This window comes from Spirillospora sp. CA-108201, assembly GCF_050936235.1.
Classification (GTDB): domain Bacteria; phylum Actinomycetota; class Actinomycetes; order Streptosporangiales; family Streptosporangiaceae; genus Spirillospora.
Genome location: NZ_JBNJNE010000001.1, coordinates 8,046,333 through 8,062,540, shown reverse-complemented (window position 1 = coordinate 8,062,540; position 16,208 = coordinate 8,046,333). Strand labels below are relative to the sequence as shown.

At 69.7% G+C, this 16,208-nt stretch carries 11 protein-coding genes and 2 tRNA genes; 9 read left to right on the top strand and 4 right to left on the bottom strand.

From position 1 onward, the window contains the following. Positions 1-234: 234 nt before the first annotated feature. Together ACQEU6_RS38720 and ACQEU6_RS38715 are read right to left on the bottom strand one after the other, a co-directional pair. Entirely contained in the window at positions 235-2,049 is a 1,815-nt protein-coding gene (locus tag ACQEU6_RS38720) for a DUF7380 domain-containing protein (protein ID WP_499338660.1), read from the bottom strand. Between the two features lie 675 nt (positions 2,050-2,724). Continuing rightward, entirely contained in the window at positions 2,725-3,672 is a 948-nt protein-coding gene (locus ACQEU6_RS38715) for a TrmH family RNA methyltransferase (RefSeq protein ID WP_499338659.1), read from the bottom strand. 271 nt (positions 3,673-3,943) lie between these two features. Here ACQEU6_RS38715 and ACQEU6_RS38710 point away from each other — a divergent pair, with 271 nt between their 5' ends. From ACQEU6_RS38710 to ACQEU6_RS38700, 3 genes are all read left to right on the top strand, one after another. Next, positions 3,944-6,166: a substrate-binding domain-containing protein gene (locus tag ACQEU6_RS38710; RefSeq protein WP_499338658.1), complete on the top strand. Its 2,223-nt coding sequence runs from the start codon at positions 3,944-3,946 to the stop codon at positions 6,164-6,166. A gap of 289 nt (positions 6,167-6,455) precedes the next feature. Beyond that, a complete protein-coding gene (locus ACQEU6_RS38705) occupies positions 6,456-7,964 on the top strand; it encodes an RNA polymerase sigma factor (protein WP_499338657.1) in 1,509 nt (502 codons plus the stop codon). 214 nt (positions 7,965-8,178) lie between these two features. After that, positions 8,179-9,666: an RNA polymerase sigma factor gene (locus ACQEU6_RS38700; RefSeq protein ID WP_499338656.1), complete on the top strand. Its 1,488-nt coding sequence runs from the start codon at positions 8,179-8,181 to the stop codon at positions 9,664-9,666. 28 nt (positions 9,667-9,694) lie between these two features. Here the strand turns inward: ACQEU6_RS38700 and ACQEU6_RS38695 are convergent, their stop codons facing one another. After that, positions 9,695-10,780 carry a phosphotransferase family protein gene (locus ACQEU6_RS38695; protein ID WP_499338655.1) on the bottom strand — a complete coding sequence of 362 codons (1,086 nt, stop codon included), beginning with the start codon at positions 10,778-10,780 and terminating at the stop codon, positions 9,695-9,697. Positions 10,781-11,248: 468 nt separating this feature from the next. Between ACQEU6_RS38695 and ACQEU6_RS38690 the strand changes: the two genes are divergently transcribed. Further along, complete coding sequence (locus ACQEU6_RS38690; protein ID WP_499338654.1) at positions 11,249-11,911, top strand: hypothetical protein; 663 nt, start codon at positions 11,249-11,251, stop codon at positions 11,909-11,911. 4 nt (positions 11,912-11,915) lie between these two features. On the opposite strand, the gene pdxR is transcribed toward ACQEU6_RS38690, so the two are convergent. Then, positions 11,916-13,232 (bottom strand): MocR-like pyridoxine biosynthesis transcription factor PdxR, encoded by a 1,317-nt coding sequence (pdxR, locus tag ACQEU6_RS38685; protein WP_499340493.1) that lies wholly within the window; start codon positions 13,230-13,232, stop codon positions 11,916-11,918. A gap of 117 nt (positions 13,233-13,349) precedes the next feature. On the opposite strand from pdxR, the gene ACQEU6_RS38680 reads away from it, so the two are divergent. The 5 genes from ACQEU6_RS38680 (at position 13,350) to ACQEU6_RS38660 (ending at position 15,739) form a co-directional block, all read left to right on the top strand. After that, entirely contained in the window at positions 13,350-14,000 is a 651-nt protein-coding gene (locus ACQEU6_RS38680) for a pyridoxamine 5'-phosphate oxidase family protein (protein ID WP_499338653.1), read from the top strand. A gap of 52 nt (positions 14,001-14,052) precedes the next feature. After that, on the top strand, positions 14,053-14,649 hold the full coding sequence (orn, locus tag ACQEU6_RS38675) for an oligoribonuclease (protein WP_499338652.1): 597 nt from the start codon (positions 14,053-14,055) through the stop codon (positions 14,647-14,649). Positions 14,650-14,703: 54 nt separating this feature from the next. Then, positions 14,704-14,779: transfer RNA gene (locus ACQEU6_RS38670), tRNA-His, on the top strand. A gap of 233 nt (positions 14,780-15,012) precedes the next feature. Beyond that, positions 15,013-15,582 (top strand): response regulator transcription factor, encoded by a 570-nt coding sequence (locus ACQEU6_RS38665; RefSeq protein WP_499338651.1) that lies wholly within the window; start codon positions 15,013-15,015, stop codon positions 15,580-15,582. An 84-nt stretch (positions 15,583-15,666) separates the two neighbouring features. Further along, a tRNA-Lys gene (locus ACQEU6_RS38660) sits at positions 15,667-15,739 on the top strand. The last annotated feature ends 469 nt before the right edge of the window (positions 15,740-16,208 follow it).

The following is a 16,208-nucleotide window of genomic DNA, read 5'->3' as shown; positions in this document are numbered from 1 at the left end:
CTTGTCTACTAGAAAGCCATGCAAATCAACACAACAGTTTGGATTCTGGCAGTGCCCGCCAGATTCGGACCACAGCCAGTCCTTGGCTGACTGCGACAATTTCACCCTCTTCGTCGACTTTGCTACCACAATGTCACCTACTTCTAATCTCTACACCACGCCATTGTGTTCCGTCGTCCGCCACGTAGGTGAACGCCAACTTTCTACAGAAAGCCCTGCCCAGGGACTCCCTCTTCACGTGGCTTGCTGATTTCGCAATTGCCATAGAGGAACTACCATGACGCGCAAGCAAAGCCACCATGCGTATACCGTTGCATAGCTCCAAGCGGCAGCATCGGTCAGGAGGCCGTGGGCGATATCGTTTCGCAGGTTGGCTCCCTGCTTCTCCACAAGGAGAGCACGTAGTTCAAGCGCCAGCCCACCCCCGAATATTTCGGTGGCCTCCGGAATGGTGAGGAGCGCGTTGAGGCTCTTCTCATTTTCAACGCCGGTTTCGTCATCAACAAGGCGGGTTGAGATGCCGCGCTGATTGACATGATGACGGACAAGATGCTCCACCTGCGGGATGAGAAGGGCAGCCGCTGACGCGTAATCGCCATTGAGACCATGCCAGAGCCCTTGCGCCCACAGAGCTTCATGTGCCGGTGGAATGCCGGGAGATTCAAGGCAGAGTTGCATGAAGTAGTCGAAAGTATAACGATGCTCGAATGTCACTATCTCCTGCGCGGGAAGTATGGCACCGAGACTGACACACTGGATTCGAATTTCGAATTCACGAATGATCTCCGACCAGATTTGGTTGTCGGTGTCATCGATGCCTCCGGCACTGGCTGCTACCTTACGACCGTCCGAAGTATAGGTAGCTTGCGAGAAGAGGCGCCTAAGGCTGCCAGCAACCCGAGTTTCCGCATTACTCCGCGCTCGCTCAGGATCTGTGAGAGGAACGAAGCCAGCGAGTCGTACCAGTGCTTCGAGTTGTTCTCTACCAGCGACGTTTTGACGAGCCTCTGCGACGTATTCTGTGAGGTCGATCGGATCGCTCTCAAGGTGAATCATCGCCTCAAGGGTGGTCATACGCGTAGCGGCGAGTTTAGCCTGCAGTTCCTTGAAGCGAGAGTCGAGATCATTTTCTCGTCGGTATGCTGTGGGCAACTCGCGGATAGTGGCCAGCGCCTTCTCCAGAGAGAGGCCAGCGGCTTGACTGCCCGAGGCGTCCGCAACAAGGCGCTGTTGCGCTTCGGACGCATAAGTTTCGGCAACTCGTGCAGTACAGGCATATGCTGCTGCAGCGTCACCCGCTCGGCGGAACCAGCTGCTGGCTTCACGCTCACAGTGGCGCGAAAGTCGTGGCTCTTGCTCCCCCACCTCCTGCGCGAGCGACGCAAGCTTGCGTGCAAGTCGCAGTGCCGCCTCGTTACCAAGTCGACAATGGGCTGTCAGCAGGCTAGACAACGAGGTGATCATATGACCGTCGGCGCCTGTGCTATTTAGTATGCGTTCCTCTAGTTGCTGACACATTTCCTGGATGACTGCCTTGCCTGTGGAACCTCGACGCTTAGCGAGTTGAAAGGCACGAGCCCAGGCGTCTCGACCGTGATTCCCCCATGTCCGCGAATCCAGCGGACTAGTTCGATACGCGTTGATTGCAATGTCGATAATTTCGACCTTGCTACGATCGCCATAGAACCAGGCCACGTCTGCCACACGAGCTTGAAGCATGGGGTGCTCAATTAGCGGTGCGAGTCGTGCAAGCAGGGCCAGTTGGTCCTCGTTTAGGTCGCTAGGCAGAGCCGTACGCCGTCCCGCAATTTGCATGGCTGGGGTGAACGGCTCCAGCCAGTTGTCTGGAACAAGCAAGGCAGATGAGACAGTAGCCAGAGCAGCAAGCACGTAGCGCTGTGTGGCTTCGACATTAGCCTCTTGGAGGGCGGCCTCGAAATAGCTCGACATCAAGTTGGGGCACTCAAAGCGGGTTGCGCCTTCCTCACACTCAAGGGGGGCAGTCCACCATGCTGGGTCGAATTCGTGCTCTTCTTGTTCTTCGCTCATGGAGTCTCCTCACTATGGTCGAGCGGGCAATGTCGACGATGGCAGACCATCGTTACACAGCGCAAGGAGATTATCGATGTCAGGCTCCACCCCGTCTTGACACAGGTTTCCATCGCCGGAAGTGGCCACTATTGCGCGGTTGCTGGCTCGACCCAATTCGTCACCCGTAGCCTTGCGTTGTGGTCAGCCCGCTTCAGCCCCGACAGGGGCCTGTCATCGGCGCGATGTTGGCAGGCTGTGCGTTGTGTGGCGCAGTGTTCTTCCTGTCCAGCAACCACTACGAGCCGTCCCACGTGGCCCCCTCCCCCACGGTGACGGTTACCGTATCAACGCAGCCAACCCCGACGTGGGAGGAACCTCCTGCGCAAGTCATCAACTGTGGACCGGGGGATGACCCTGCCATTCTGATCATGAAGAATCAGACGTGCATGTCGCCAGATCCCGAGGAAGAGGCGATAGCCAGGTTGATGGAGAAGCTTGCCAAGCAACAGCGAGAGCTTGAGCGCCAGACGCGGTCGTATCCTCCTGTCTTCCCATCACCGGTTCCCGGCCCTGTGCTGAGCCCACCCAGCGGTGGAGGAACACTGTGCTCTGACGGGACGTGGTCAGGCTCGACCGGTCGCGGTACGTGCTCATGGCACGGCGGCGAAGCAGGCTGATCTACAGACTGTCCTGCTAACGCATGAGGGTGTGGCAGGCGATGGCGGCGGCTGCGGTGACGTTGAGGGAGTCGACGCCGGCGGACATGGCGTCGCCGCTCATCGGGATGCACACCGGCTCGTCAGCCTCGTCCAGCCAGTGGGAGGACAGGCCGTCACCCTCCGAACCGAGCATCAGGGCCACCCGGTCGCCCGTCGATGCCTTATCTATAGGTGTGGCCGTCTGGTCGGGGGTCAGGGCCAGCAGGGTGAAGCCGGCCGCGCGCAGCTTGCCCAGGTCGTCGTGCCAGTTGGTCATGCGGGCGTAGGGGATCGCGAAGACCGCGCCCATGGACACCTTCACCGACCGGCGGTAGAGGGGATCGGCGCACCTCGGGGACAGGATGATCGCGTCGATGCCCAGGGCTGCAGCACACCTATATATAGAGCCCACGTTCGCGTGATCGACAAGATCCTCTAGAACGAGGATGCGGCGGGGCGGCTCAGTGTGTCGCACAGGGACGTCGACATTCGCGTGGTCGACGAGATCCTCCAGGACGAGGACGCGCCGCGGCGGCCGAGCGTCTCGCACGCGGCCGCCGGCGGTGTCCTCACCGACGGCGGCGCGGCGGGACGTGGTGAGGACGGTGTCGACGGACGGAAGGGGCAGGCGTGCGAGGGACGCCAGGGCGCCGCGGTGCACCTGGAAGCCCGTGATGGACTCCATCGTGGCGTCGTCGACCAGGTAGGCGGGGGCGTCCACGCCGTCCAGCAGGTCGGCCAGCGGCCCGGCCCAGCGGGCGGCCATCAGCAGGGAGCGGACGGGGTGGCCGGCGGCGACCGCGCGGCGGATCACCTTCTCTCCCTCGGCGACGAACAGGCCGTGCTCGGCCTCCAGGCTCTTGCGGAGGTTGACGTCGCGGAGGCGGACGTAGTCCGCGAGGCGCGGGTCGGCGGGATCGGCGACGGGGATCAGGCTGGCCATCCCCCAAGTCTGCCGCCGGGCGCGCGGTGCCCCGGCTGCGCGGCGGCCGGATCCGGCCGCCGGAGCCGTCTGAATCCGGTTCTAGAGGGGGATTCGCGTACCCTCGTACCCCCCGACCGGTGGGCGCTGCGGCCGTGCGCACCGCCGGGTTCGTCGGGGGCTCACGCTCATGACCTGCGTCATCAGCAGTTTTGAGTCCTTTGTAACCTCTGGGGCGTACTACTACAGTGCCGGGGAACATCGGCCGGTTTCAGGTGAATCGAGGGCAGCCGTGAGCGGACGTCATCGCAATGACTTCCCCGAGGGCGCGGGCGAAGGCGGGTTCGACCCGTCCACCCCCGTCTTCGGCCCGGCCAACGACGGGTCGTCCGACTGGTTCGGAGCGCGGGACGGCCAGGGCCAGCCGCTCGCCCAGCCCCAGGCCGGCCCCCAGGGCGCTCCGCCCGGCATGGCGCCGGGCGCGTCCGGCGAGACGCCCGAATGGTTCACGCCCCCGCTCTCGTCCGAGGAGCCGGTGTACGCGCGGGGCCGGTACGGCGAGGAGCCGAGGACCGCGTCCCCGCAGGGGCCTCCCCCGGAGTCCTCGCCGCTCGCCGGGACGGGTTACAGCGAGTACGACGCCATCAGCAGGTCGGACGGCGGCCAGGCGGGTTTCTTCGGCGGGCCGGGTGACTCCGGCGGGTACGGAGGCGGTTCCGGCGGTTCCGGCGGTTCCGGCGGTTCGGGGGGCTACGGCAGCGGCTCGGGCGGCTACGAGTACGGACGCCGCAGGCGCAAACGCAGCACGGCCGCGCTGATCGGGCCGATGGCCGGCGCCGTGGGCCTGGCGCTGCTGCTCGGCGTGGGCGTCTACGCGTTCGCCGAGAGCGGCGGAGGCTGCTCCGGCGGCGACGTGATGAGCCTGTCCGTGGCGACGGCGCCCGACATCGCGCCGGTCGTGCAGAAGGCCGCCCGGCGGTTCAACGACGGCAAGCACAAGGTCGACGGCAAGTGCGTCAAGGCGATCGTGAAGACGGCCGAGCCGTCGCTGGTGACGACGCAGCTGTCCGGGCAGGCCGTCGCGGACGAACGCCCGGACGTGTGGATCCCCGACTCGTCCCTGTGGATCTCCCTGGCGCGGACCGACGGCGGCGACGGCGACAAGAGCGGCGTCGTGTCCACCAGGACCTCGCTCGCGTCGAGCCCCATCGTGGTGGGGCTCCCGCAGACGCTCGCGTCGCAGCTGAAGCAGCAGGGCATCACCGCCAGCCCGTCGTGGGACAACCTGCTGAAGGCCGCGGGCGGCGTCGCGGGCGGCGCGGTGACCAAGAACCAGATGATCCCGGCGGGGTCGGTGCGGCTCGTCGTGCCCGACCCGATGCGGAACGCGGCGGGCATGGGCTCGCTGATGGTCACGAGCACGCTGCTGGCGAACGACCCCAACCGGGACTCGATCTTCACCGGCATCGTCCGGACCGTCCGGGAGAGCACCGTCCCGAACGTGAAGGCGGAGTTCGAGCACTTCCGCAAGGACCGCACCGGCAAGCAGCCGATCTCGCTGTCGTCGGAGCAGTCGCTCTACGCCTACAACCGGAGCAAGCCCGCCGAGCCCGCGGTCGCGCTGTACCCGATCGAGGGCACGCTGTCGATGGACTACCCGTTCACCGTCACCGCCAAGGGCGACACCCAGCGCAAGGCCGCCCGCCTGCTGGAGCAGGCGATGCGGACGGAGGCGACCCGCAAGGAGGTCCTCGACGCCGGGTTCCGGACGACCGACGGCAAGGCGCCGCCCGGGTTCGGCGAGGCCGCCGGCGTCAGCCCCGCCCGGCCGCGGCAGCTGCCCGCGCCGAAGAGCGAGGACGTCGCGAAGGTCATGCAGGCGTGGTCGAAGCTGTCGCTCGGCCTGCGCATGCTGACGCTGATCGACGTGTCCGGGTCGATGGCCGAGAAGGTCGGGCCGAACGTCAACCGCCTCCAGGCCATCGCGCAGGTGTCGCAGGGCGGGCTCAGCATGATGTCCAACGACACCGAGCTCGGCCAGTGGCTGTTCTCGACGAACATGGACGGCAACACGCCGTACAAGGAGACGGTGCCGGTCGGTCCGCTCGGCGAGCGGGTCGGGTCCAACACGCGGCGCGGCCTCGTCCTGTCCACGCTCAACCAGATGAAGCCGAAGCCGGACGGCGACACCGGCCTCTACCGGACGATGCTGGCCGCGTACAAGAGCATGAACGACTCCTACAAGCCGGAGTTCGGCAACTCGATCCTGCTGCTCACCGACGGGAAGAACGACGACCCGGACGGCCCGTCGCTCCAGGACACGCTGAAGCAGCTGAAGGACATGCAGGACCCGAACAAGCCGATCCAGGTGAACATGATCGGGTTCGGCAAGGGCGTGGACCGGGGCGAGCTGGAGCAGATCGCCGCGGCGACGAACGGCAACGTGCAGATCGCCATGACGCCCGGAGAGATCTCCAAGATCTTTTTGAAGATGCTCTCCCGGCGGATCCAGTGATCACCAATCGGTGATCTTTCGGATGCGTCAGGTAGTTCTTGATTTTTCTCTGAAATCGGTGTCAACCAGGCGCCGGATTCGACCGTCAATCTATGTGGAGGCCCGACGGGGAGCGGGGCCGTCGGGCCTCCGACCTTCTTCCCCCTGGCCCGTGACGGGGAGGCGGCCGCCGGTCGGACGACCGACCGGGGCCGGGAGAGCGAACCGCTCCCTCTGAGATCTTCCAGCCCGTCCCCGGCGTCCCCGACGCCCCGGACGAGGATTCCCAGCAAGCCCGCGGGAGGACTTCGTGTCCGGTTGGCCCAGCCTTGACCGCGCCGACGACGAGCGTCTGGCGCAGACGCTGGCGGCAGGCGATCCGAGCGCCCTCATCCAGGTCATGGACCGCTACGCGGCCCGCCTGTACGACTACTGCCACGCGCTGCTGCGCGACCAGGACCAGGCGGCCGGCGCGCTCCACGACGCGCTCATCGCCGCCTACGCGCACGTGTCCGGCCTGCGCGAGCCCGACCGCTTCCGCGGCTGGCTCTACGCGCTCGTCCGCAACGAGTGCATGCGGCGGCTGCGCGACCCGGAACGTCCCGCCCAGCGCCACGAGGCGCCCGAGGTCGAGGACGGCTTCCTGGACGACGCGGAGCTCGCCCGGCGCCAGGAGGCCCGGCGGCTCGTCCACGCCGCGCTGTCCGGACTGCGCGGACGCGAGCGCGAGTCGGTCGACCTCATGCTGCGGCACGGCCTGGACACCGCCGAGGTCGGCGGCGTCCTCGGCATGGACGCGCAGCAGGCCGCGGGGCTGACCGCCGAGGCCCGCGCCCGCCTGGACGAGTCCCTCGCCGCCGCCTACATCGCCCGCGCGGGGCGCGGCGACTGCCCCGAGGTCGCGGCGATCGCCGACGACGCCGGATGGCCGCTCCCGCCGCCGGTGGTGCGCAGGCTCGTCCACCACATCGATTCGTGCGGCGTCTGCGGCCCCCGGCGCGACCGCACCGTCTCGGCGGCGCGGCTCCTGCAGGTGCTGCCGGTCGCGATGATGCCGAACGACCTGCGCGGGCTCGTCATGGCGACCGCCACCGACCCGGCGCTGGCGCACGACCTCGCCGCCATCGCGCGCGCGGCCGAGCCGTTCGACGACTGGGGCTGGCCCTCCATGGTCGAGCGGGAACCGGTGCGCGCCGCGTCCGGAGGCGGCGGTGGCGGCGGCGGCGGGCGCGGGGTGTGGGCCGCGCTCGCCGCGGCCGCCGCCGTCATCGCGGTCGTCGCGGCGGCGTACTACCTGATGTCCGGCCCGACGAGCGAGCCGACGGCGGCGCGGAGCCCCTCGGACGGGACGTCGGCGGCCACCGTCGCGCCGTCCTCCCCGACCGAGTCGCCGGAGCCGTCCGACACCCCGACGCCCACGCGGTCGGCCACCCCGACGCCGACGACCGCCTCGCCGACGCCGACCCCGACGAAGACGCGCGAGCCGTCGCGCACGCCCCGCCCGACCGCGACCCGCACCCAGCCCAAGCCCGGGCGGTTGTCGATCGGCTCCTGCACGATCGAGGGCGCGGGCCCGGGCAGCTGCACCATCACCGTGCGGGCCGTCGGCGGGACGGCGACCTGGTCGGTCACGGGCGCGTCCGGCGGGCTCAGCGCCAGCGGCGGCGGCACGCTGCGCAGCGGCCAGGCCGGCTACGCCCGCGTCAGCGGGACCTGCGCCCCGCCCGGCGGCTCGGGGACGGTCAGCTTCTCCAACGGGGACGTGCGCACCGTGACGCTGTCATGCCAGCCGGGAGACGGAGGCCAGGGCCCCGGCTGACCGGGAAGGTGACTCAGATCACTTTTACGCGCGGGAGGGCCGTCTCACAAGGCGATACGGCCACGGGGCGTACCGGATTCGTCACTTAAATCCACCTATAAGGGAGAAATCCCAGCAACTTGGTGGCAAGATCAGGCAACCTGAGTCGGCCGACGCGCGTCGGGGCTCGTCGGGGGCAGATCTTTGAACACCGAATTCGACTGGGAGGGATCCCGTGGCCGGTGAGCCAGGGGACGCGCAGAACGACGACCTCAGGCTGGCGGACTCGCTGCGAGCCGGGGACGTCATCGCGCTGACCGAGGTCTACGACACCTACGCGCCGTTCCTCTTCGACTACTGCCACGGCCTGCTGCGCGACCGTGTCGAGGCCTCGGGGGCCCTGCGCAACGTCGTCATCGCCGCCCGCGAGCACGTGGACCGGCTCACCGAGCCGGCGCGGCTGCGCGGCTGGCTGTACGCGATCGCCCGCAAGGAGTGCATGCGGCGCCGCGACAGCCCGAACCGGCACACCGGGCAGGAGGCGCCGGAGGCCGAGGACGAGCTGACGCCCGAGCAGCTCGCCCGCCGCGAGGAGCGCCGGCTGCTCGCGCACAGCGCGCTCGCCGCGCTCAACGGGCGGCAGCGCGAGGCCATCGACCTGTCGGTCCGCCACGAGCTGGACGAGGTGGACCTGTCCGGCATCTTCGGCATGCCGCTGGAGGAGACGCTCGCCCTGGCGCAGCAGGCCCGCGAGGACCTCGCCGCCGCGCTGCACGCGTCCCTCATCGCGCAGAACCACTGGAAGGACTGCCCGAGCGTCGCGGCGCTGACCGAGTCGTGGCCGCTGTCCCCGCAGACGTCGACGGCGCTCGTCCGGCACGTGGAGAACTGCCCGGTGTGCGGGGCGCGCGAGACGCCGCCGCTGCCGCCGGACCGGCTGCTGTCGGTGCTGCCGATCGCGGCGATCCCCGCCGACCTGCGGCTGGACGTGCTGACCGCCGCGACCGCCGAGGACCGCGCCGGGAACCGCCGCGCCATCGCCGCCTGGACCGAGCCGTTCGACGAGTACGGCTGGCCGCTCCCCTACCAGCCCACCGCCCCGCGCGCCCGCGACCGCGCGCCCGCGCGGCGGCGCGGGCCGCTGCTCGCCGCCGTCGCGGTTGGCGTCGGCGTCCTGGTGCTGCTCGCCGGCGGGATGGCCTGGCTGGGCGGCGGGGACGACGGGACGAACGCGGCCGCGACCGGTCCCGTGACGCCCGGCGGCAGTACCCCGCCCGGCGGTTCGGCCGCGCCGGAGCCCATTCCGACCGACCCGTCGTCCCCCACGTCGCCGTCGGCGTCCCCGACCGAGTCGAAGACTCCGTCGAAGACGCCGTCGCCCACGGCGTCCAGGAGCGCGACGAAGCCGCCGACGAGCAGGCCGCCGGCGCCGCCCACGAGCAGCGCGCCGAAGCCGCCCAAGCCGGGCACGCTGTCGGTGAGCGGCTGCGACATGGGCGGGAACGACTCCTGCACCGTCACGGTCACCGCCGTGGGCGGCTACGCGAACTGGCAGGTCACCGGCACGTCCGGCCCCATCAGGGCGAGCGGCTCCGGGCACCTCGACGCGGGCCGGAGCGGCGGCGTGCAGGTGTCGCGCGCGTCCGGGTTCTGCTGGGGGCGGCAGACCGGGACGGTGTCGTTCTCCTCCGGCCGATCGGCGACGGTCACCTACCGCTGCTGAGCGGGGCGCCCGCCGCCGGTCGGGGCGTCTACCAGACGGAGCCCGCGTCGAGCGTGCGGTGGGCGCGGTCCAGCAGGAGCGGCACCCCGCCGCCGATCTGGTCGAAGCCCTCGCCCACCGTCGCGTTCTGCAGGTAGCGGGCGTGGATGCCCTCCAGGATGACCGCGAGCTTGAAGCACGCGAACGCGACGTAGAAGTCCAGGTCGGCGAGGTCGAACCCGGTCAGCTCGGCGTACCGTCCGGCGAACTCGCGGCGCGTGAGGAAGCCGGGCGCGGAGGTGATCGTGGCGCCGACCGGGAGCCGCTCGGTGTCGGCGGCCTCCGCCCAGTAGACCAGCGTCAGCCCGAGGTCGGACAGCGGGTCGCCGAGCGTCGACATCTCCCAGTCGACGACGGCCGCGATCTCCGGGCGCGGCTCCAGCCGGGCGAGCGCGTTGTCGAGCCGGAAGTCGCCGTGGACCAGGCGGGCCGGGGCGTCGGCCGGCAGCCGCTCGGCCAGCCGCGCGACGAGCCGGTCGTACTCGGGCAGGTCATGCGTGCCGCCCGTGCCCCGGATCGCCTCCCGCGAGCCGTCCCACTGCTTGCCCCAGCGCTTGAGCTGGCGCTCCATGTAGCCGCTCGGACGCCCGAAGTCCCCCAGCCCGACGGCCTCCACGTCGACCGTGTGGATCGCGGCGAGCGCCTCGGCCAGCGCGTCGCTGAGGCCGCGCGCCTGCCCGGGGGTGATGTCGGCGGCGTCCTCCCGGGTGCGCAGGACCCGCCCCTCGACGAAGTCCATGAGGTAGAAGCGGGCGCCGATGACCTCCTCGTCGTCGCAGAACGCCAGCGTCGCCGGCACCGGCACCGCCGTCCCGCGGCCGAGCGCCGACAGCACGCGGTGCTCGCGGCCCATGTCGTGCGCCGTCGGCAGGACGTGGCCGAGTGGCGGCCGGCGCAGCACGACGCGGCGGCCGCCGTCCAGGGTGACGCCGTAGGTGAGGTTCGAACGCCCGCCCGCGATCAGGTCGATCGCGCTGATCCGCCCCGATCCGGGCAGCTCACGGGCCAGCCAGGCCGCCAGCCGGGGGACGTCGATACCGGGGACCCCGGCGGGCGGTTCTGCGTCAACGGTCATGACGCACTATTAGAACGCTGCTCGGTCAGGGCTGTGAACCCCACCCCCGTACCGCCGCGCGGGCCGTGAGACACCGGCCACTTCCGGCCGACTTGCGGCCGCCGGTAATCCGATCTCCGAGGTCGGCGCTGACCTGCGCGAACACGGCGACCCTCAGCCTCTCTTCCGCCCAGGGTGAGCAAGTCGACCGAAAGCGCGGGAGGAAAAAGGTGACACAAGGTGGAATGCTCGGACACGCGGGGTGCCCGTCTGACACCACACCCGATCGAACCGGATCGAACCCGGAAAAGCGATCGTCAGCCGTCATCCCGCCACGAGGCGGCGGGCTGGACTTATGAGTCTCGCCGGGCTAAGAGAAGTAACTGAGACCACTCGGGGGTCAGACCGCCCGATTGGGGGGGACGCACCGTGGCAGACGCATGGCTGCCGAGAGCCGGCCGCTTGCCGGCACCGAACGATGGCGGAGCGTTGCGGGGAGGTGCTCCCCGTGTCGTCTGGTGCGCCGAGGAGCACGACCCGCACACCGTCTCCGCGCGCTCGGTGGCCGCCGACCTGCTGAAGGAGGACCGCCCCGCCCACCTGGTGTGGCACCCGGGCACCGGTGAGATCGTCCAGCTCCTGCCCATCACCCGCGCGGCCCGGCTGCTCGGCGGCGCCCTCGGGCGGGAGGGCCGCGTCTGCGCGCAGATCATGGTGGTCGGCCAGTCGCGGTCGCCGTTCACCGGCTCCCTGCTCACCGGCGTCGAGGCCATCGTGCAGTGGCTCGACGCCTGGGGCGTCGCGCGCCGCTGGCCCGCCGGCCCCCCGCTGCCGTCGCCGCAGTCGTACCACGCGCAGCGCGCCCGCAGGGACTGGGCGCGCGGCGGCCACTACGGCGCGTCCCAGGTGCCGCTGCTGAACCGTCCCGACCCCGGCGGCATCGACGTCCGGCGCATCACCGGGCCCGACACTCCCGTCGCCCCCATCCCGAAGCCCCGCCTCCCCGGTCCCCCGACCGGGCCCCGGCTGGTTCCGCCGCGGTCCCGCGCGTCCGAGACCGTCCGCCCGGCGCCGGCCGAGACGCCGTCCACCCGTCCCGGACCGCTGCACCCCGCGTCGGAGCCCGTCCCGGTCGGCCCCCTGTCCAACTGACCCGCTACTCCGCGAGCGTCCGCACGATCTCGCACCCCTTGCGCAGCTCGGCCAGGGACGCGGCGGAGCCGTACCCGATCACGAGTCCGGAGGCGCGCACGGGACCGGCGTAATGGCGGTCCAGCGTCTCCACCACGACACCGCGCCGGGCCGCCTCGTCCACGGCGCGGGCCGCCACCGCCTCGGGAACGTCCACCACGAGGTGCAGACCGGCCGTGTCGCCGCGCAGGGGCAGGCCGTCCAGCGCCTGCACCACCACCTCGCGGCGCCGCGCGTACTCCCCCCGCATCCGACGGACGTATCGATCCAGGTCGCCACGTTCCAGGAGGAGCCTCAGCGCGTCCTGCGGCACCACGGCCGTGCGGTCGTTCAGCTCCTCCCTCCGGAGCGCCACCTCCGCCACCAGGTCGGGACGGCCCCCGAGCCACCCGACGCCCATGTCCGCCGTGAGGATCTTGGCGGTCGTGCCCAGGTAGACGACGACGTCCGGGTCCAGGCCGTAGAGCGCCGGCAGGGGGGCGACGTCGTAGCGGAACTCTCCGTCGTAGTCGTCCTCGGCGATGAGCGCCCCATTGCGCCTCGCCCACGCCAGCAGGGCCTGCCTGCGCGGGACGGGCAGGACGCCGCCCATCGGAAACTGGTGCGACGGCGTCGTATAGACGATGCGCAGGTCATCGGGCAGCGCATCGACAACGAGGCCGTGCTCGTCCACGGGGCAGGGGACGAGCACGGCGCCACGTCCCCTCAGGACCGCGCGCGCTCTGCCGTAACCGGGCTCTTCCACACCCACCCTGTCCCCAGGGCGAAGAACGGTCGCGGCAAGCAGATCGAGCCCGTTCGTCGCTCCACGCGTGATGAGTAGGCCGTCCACAGGGCAGGCCACGCCGCGACTACGCCTGATGTAGTCGGCCAGAGCCTCCCTAAGACCGAGCAGGCCATGCGGGTCCTGACGCTGCTGCGGCGGCATCCCCGCAGCGAGCCGCCACACCCTGCGCCACGCGGGTGTGTCCAGTGCACCGATCCAGGCGAGACCGGGCCGCAGGTCGATCTCGTGTGGGGCAGCAGCCCTGCGCATTGGTTTCGTCTTCAGCTGCGGTCTCGGCGTAGGCGCTGCGGCAACACCCTGGGTCACATACGTCCCGGACCCATGCCGCCCTTCCAACCAGCCCTCCGCGTAGAGCTGCTCGTACGCCTCTGTCACGACCGTCCGGCTGACACCGAGCAGACCAGCCAGCGCCCTACTGGACGGAAGCCGTTCGCCCGCCGCGAGCCGTCCCTCCGCCATGGCGGAACGCAACTGCGCGACGAGCTGCGCACTCATCGCCAGCGGAGCGTCCCGCTCCACGGAAAGAGGCAGATCGATCGACAAAGTGGTCACCTGCTATACGCGCCAAGTGGCCATACCCGCCAGGCCACTGGCCTCCTAGCGTAAACGGACATGAACCCACTCTCCGCAACCGACCGCACCCGCCTCGGCCGCCTTCCGGAACGCTCCAGCACCGACCGCTCCGTCCTGTACGAGATCCTCGACGCCGGCATGATCTGCCACCTCGGCGTCATCGTGGACGGCTCGCCCCGCGTCCTCCCCACCGGCTACGGCCGCCTGGACGACACCCTCTACCTCCACGGCTCCACCGGCGCGAGCAGCCTCAGGGCGGGACCGTCCCAGGACATCTGCGTCACCGTCACCCACCTGGACGGCCTCGTCCTCGCCCGCTCCCTGTTCCACCACTCCATCAACTACCGCAGCGCCGTCGTCTACGGGACGCCGCGCCTCGTCGACGACCCGGAGGAGAAGATGACCGGCCTCCGCGTCATCACCGAGCAGCTCACCCCCGGCCAGTGGGACGCGGCCCGCCGGCCCAACCGCAGGGAACTGGCCGGCGTCTCCGTCCTGGCGCTCTCCCTGGACGAGGCGTCCGTGAAGGTCCGGCAGGGCCCGCCCGGAGACGAGGAGGAGGACCACGCCCTCGACGTCTGGGCCGGCGTCCTGCCCGTCACCCAGACCTTCGGCGCCCCGGACCCCGATCCCCTCCTGCGCCCGGGGATCCCCATCCCCGGACATATCGCCCGGCGCGTGACCTCCTAATCCGATCGCCCGCGACGCCCCGCGCAGTCGTTCATGGCCGTAGGGTGAGTGCATGAACGAGCGGCTGGTCTGGATCGACTGCGAGATGACGGGACTCGACCTGCGTGAGGACGCGCTCATCGAGATAGCCGCCCTGGTCACCGACAGCGAGCTCAACATCCTCGACGAGGGCGTCGACGTGATCGTCAAACCGCCCCCGGAGTCGATCACCCAGATGACCAAGGTCGTCCGCGACATGCACACCACGTCGGGCCTGCTCGAAGAGCTCCCCGGCGGCGTCACCCTCGCCGAGGCCGAGGACATCGTCCTCAAGTACGTCAAGGGCCACGTGAAGGACGCCAAGAAGGCCCCCCTCTGCGGCAACTCCATCGCGACCGACCGCTCGTTCCTCGCCCGCGACATGCCGGCCCTCGACTCCCACCTCCACTACCGCATGGTGGACGTCTCCTCCATCAAGGAGCTGGCCCGGCGCTGGTACCCGCGCGTCTACTTCGCCAGCCCGGAGAAGAAGGGCGGCCACCGCGCCCTCGCCGACATCACCGAGAGCATCCAGGAACTGCGCTACTACCGCGCCGCCGTCTTCGTCCAGCAGCCCGGCCCCGACTCCGACACGGCCCGCGCCATCGCCTCCCAGGTGGCCTCCGGCTGACCCACCCCGCGGAAGCCGCTACACTACTGGGAGCCGGGAGCGATCCCGGCCACGGTGGGTGTAGCTCAGCTGGCAGAGCACTTGGTTGTGGTCCAAGATGTCGGGGGTTCAAGTCCCCTCACTCACCCCACTCAGAAGCCCTGGTCCCGCAAACCCGACCAGGGCTTCTCTGCGTCTGCACCACGCTCCGACGCAGGGACGGCACTGGAACACGCACCGGCCCTCAACCCGCTTCGGCTACTGCGTCACAGGCCGTGGGCCAGATCTCGATAAGGCGTCCGTAGGCGCAGGTCCATCGACCTTCGAAGATCATGTGGTTATGCTCCGACCCTAGAAATGTCAACGAGACGCCAAGGGCGACGGATGAGTGTCGATGAGACGGCTCCGCTGCGCGTACTCGTGGTGGACGGGGACGCCCGGGGCAGGGCTGACGTGATCTCCGTACTGGACGCCAGCGACGAGTTCCAGGTCGTCGCCGAGACCTCCGATCCCGCCGCGGCGGTTCCGCTGGCCGAGCGGCTGCGGCCCGACATCGTCCTGCTGGACGCGGTCGCCGCCGGTCACGTGCTCCCGCTCAGCACGTCGGCTCGCGTCTTCGTCCTCGCCTCGGAGGACCAGCCCGCCGTCGAGGCCGCGCTTCGCGCCGGCGCCTGCGGGCACCTCGTCCCCGGCTCCTTCACGGCCCACGACCTCGTCCGCGGCGTCCGGCACGCGTCCCGCACCACCCTCGGGCTGTCCGGCCGCGAGGCGGAGGTCATGGATCTGATCGCCACCGGCCGCTCCAACGGCGAGATCGCCCGCCAGCTCTTCCTCAGCGAGAAGACGGTCAAGAACCACGTCAACCGCATCTACGCCAAGCTCGGCGTCGGCTCCCGCGCCACCGCCATCGCCCTCTGGCGCGGCATGATGAGCGTCCTTCCGGCCCGGGACTAAACCGGTTCGCACTGGTCCGCAGGGCCTGATACTGTTCTACCTGTCGCGAGGGACCCCGGCCCACCGCCGAGGCCCGTACGACAGGCGCCGTTAGCTCAATTGGCAGAGCAGCGGACTCTTAATCCGCGGGTTCGGGGTTCAAGTCCCTGACGGCGCACCCGCAAACAGCGACGAAGTCCCTCTTGGGAATCGTCGCTGCTTTCATATGAGGCCGAATCAAGGCCAAGCCGCACCCGCCCCCCGTGTGTGTTCAGGGCGAGATCGTCTCGGTCTGCTCAGGGCGTCCAACGCCACAGGGCGAGCGCGTGCGGCATTGCACGTGGGCCTTTCCGATCGCCACGCCGCCTGGTGCCCAGTTGCCATTTCGGCATCGCAGAGTCAGCGCCAGGAGTTGAAAGTGCTCCTTTCGCCCGCATCGTTTCCTGCGGGCCGAGCCGCGTCGGCGGTGGGCAGGGTCTGGATCCCATCGGCGGCGTCGCGGAACCCCCGGTGACCCGGAACGCGGTGGTCCCGCCCCCTTGTGCGGCCGACCGGCCGCCGCACACCGAACGCCGGAAGTCCCGATCTTCTTCACCCGCGCGAGCCCAAGGTGGCGGCGCGGTGACGGATGGCCGTGGGTGCCTCCG

Bases quoted from the DNA above. Each gene is read 5' to 3' on its own strand.
- orn (WP_499338652.1), top strand. From the start codon at position 14,053: ATGAACGAGCGGCTGGTCTGGATCGACTGCGAGATGACGGGACTCGAC.
- ACQEU6_RS38695 (WP_499338655.1), bottom strand. From the start codon at position 10,780: ATGACCGTTGACGCAGAACCGCCCGCCGGGGTCCCCGGTATCGACGTC.
- ACQEU6_RS38720 (WP_499338660.1), bottom strand. From the start codon at position 2,049: ATGAGCGAAGAACAAGAAGAGCACGAATTCGACCCAGCATGGTGGACT.
- pdxR (WP_499340493.1), bottom strand. From the start codon at position 13,232: ATGAGTGCGCAGCTCGTCGCGCAGTTGCGTTCCGCCATGGCGGAGGGA.
- ACQEU6_RS38680 (WP_499338653.1), top strand. From the start codon at position 13,350: ATGAACCCACTCTCCGCAACCGACCGCACCCGCCTCGGCCGCCTTCCG.
- ACQEU6_RS38665 (WP_499338651.1), top strand. From the start codon at position 15,013: ATGAGTGTCGATGAGACGGCTCCGCTGCGCGTACTCGTGGTGGACGGG.
- ACQEU6_RS38715 (WP_499338659.1), bottom strand. From the start codon at position 3,672: ATGGCCAGCCTGATCCCCGTCGCCGATCCCGCCGACCCGCGCCTCGCG.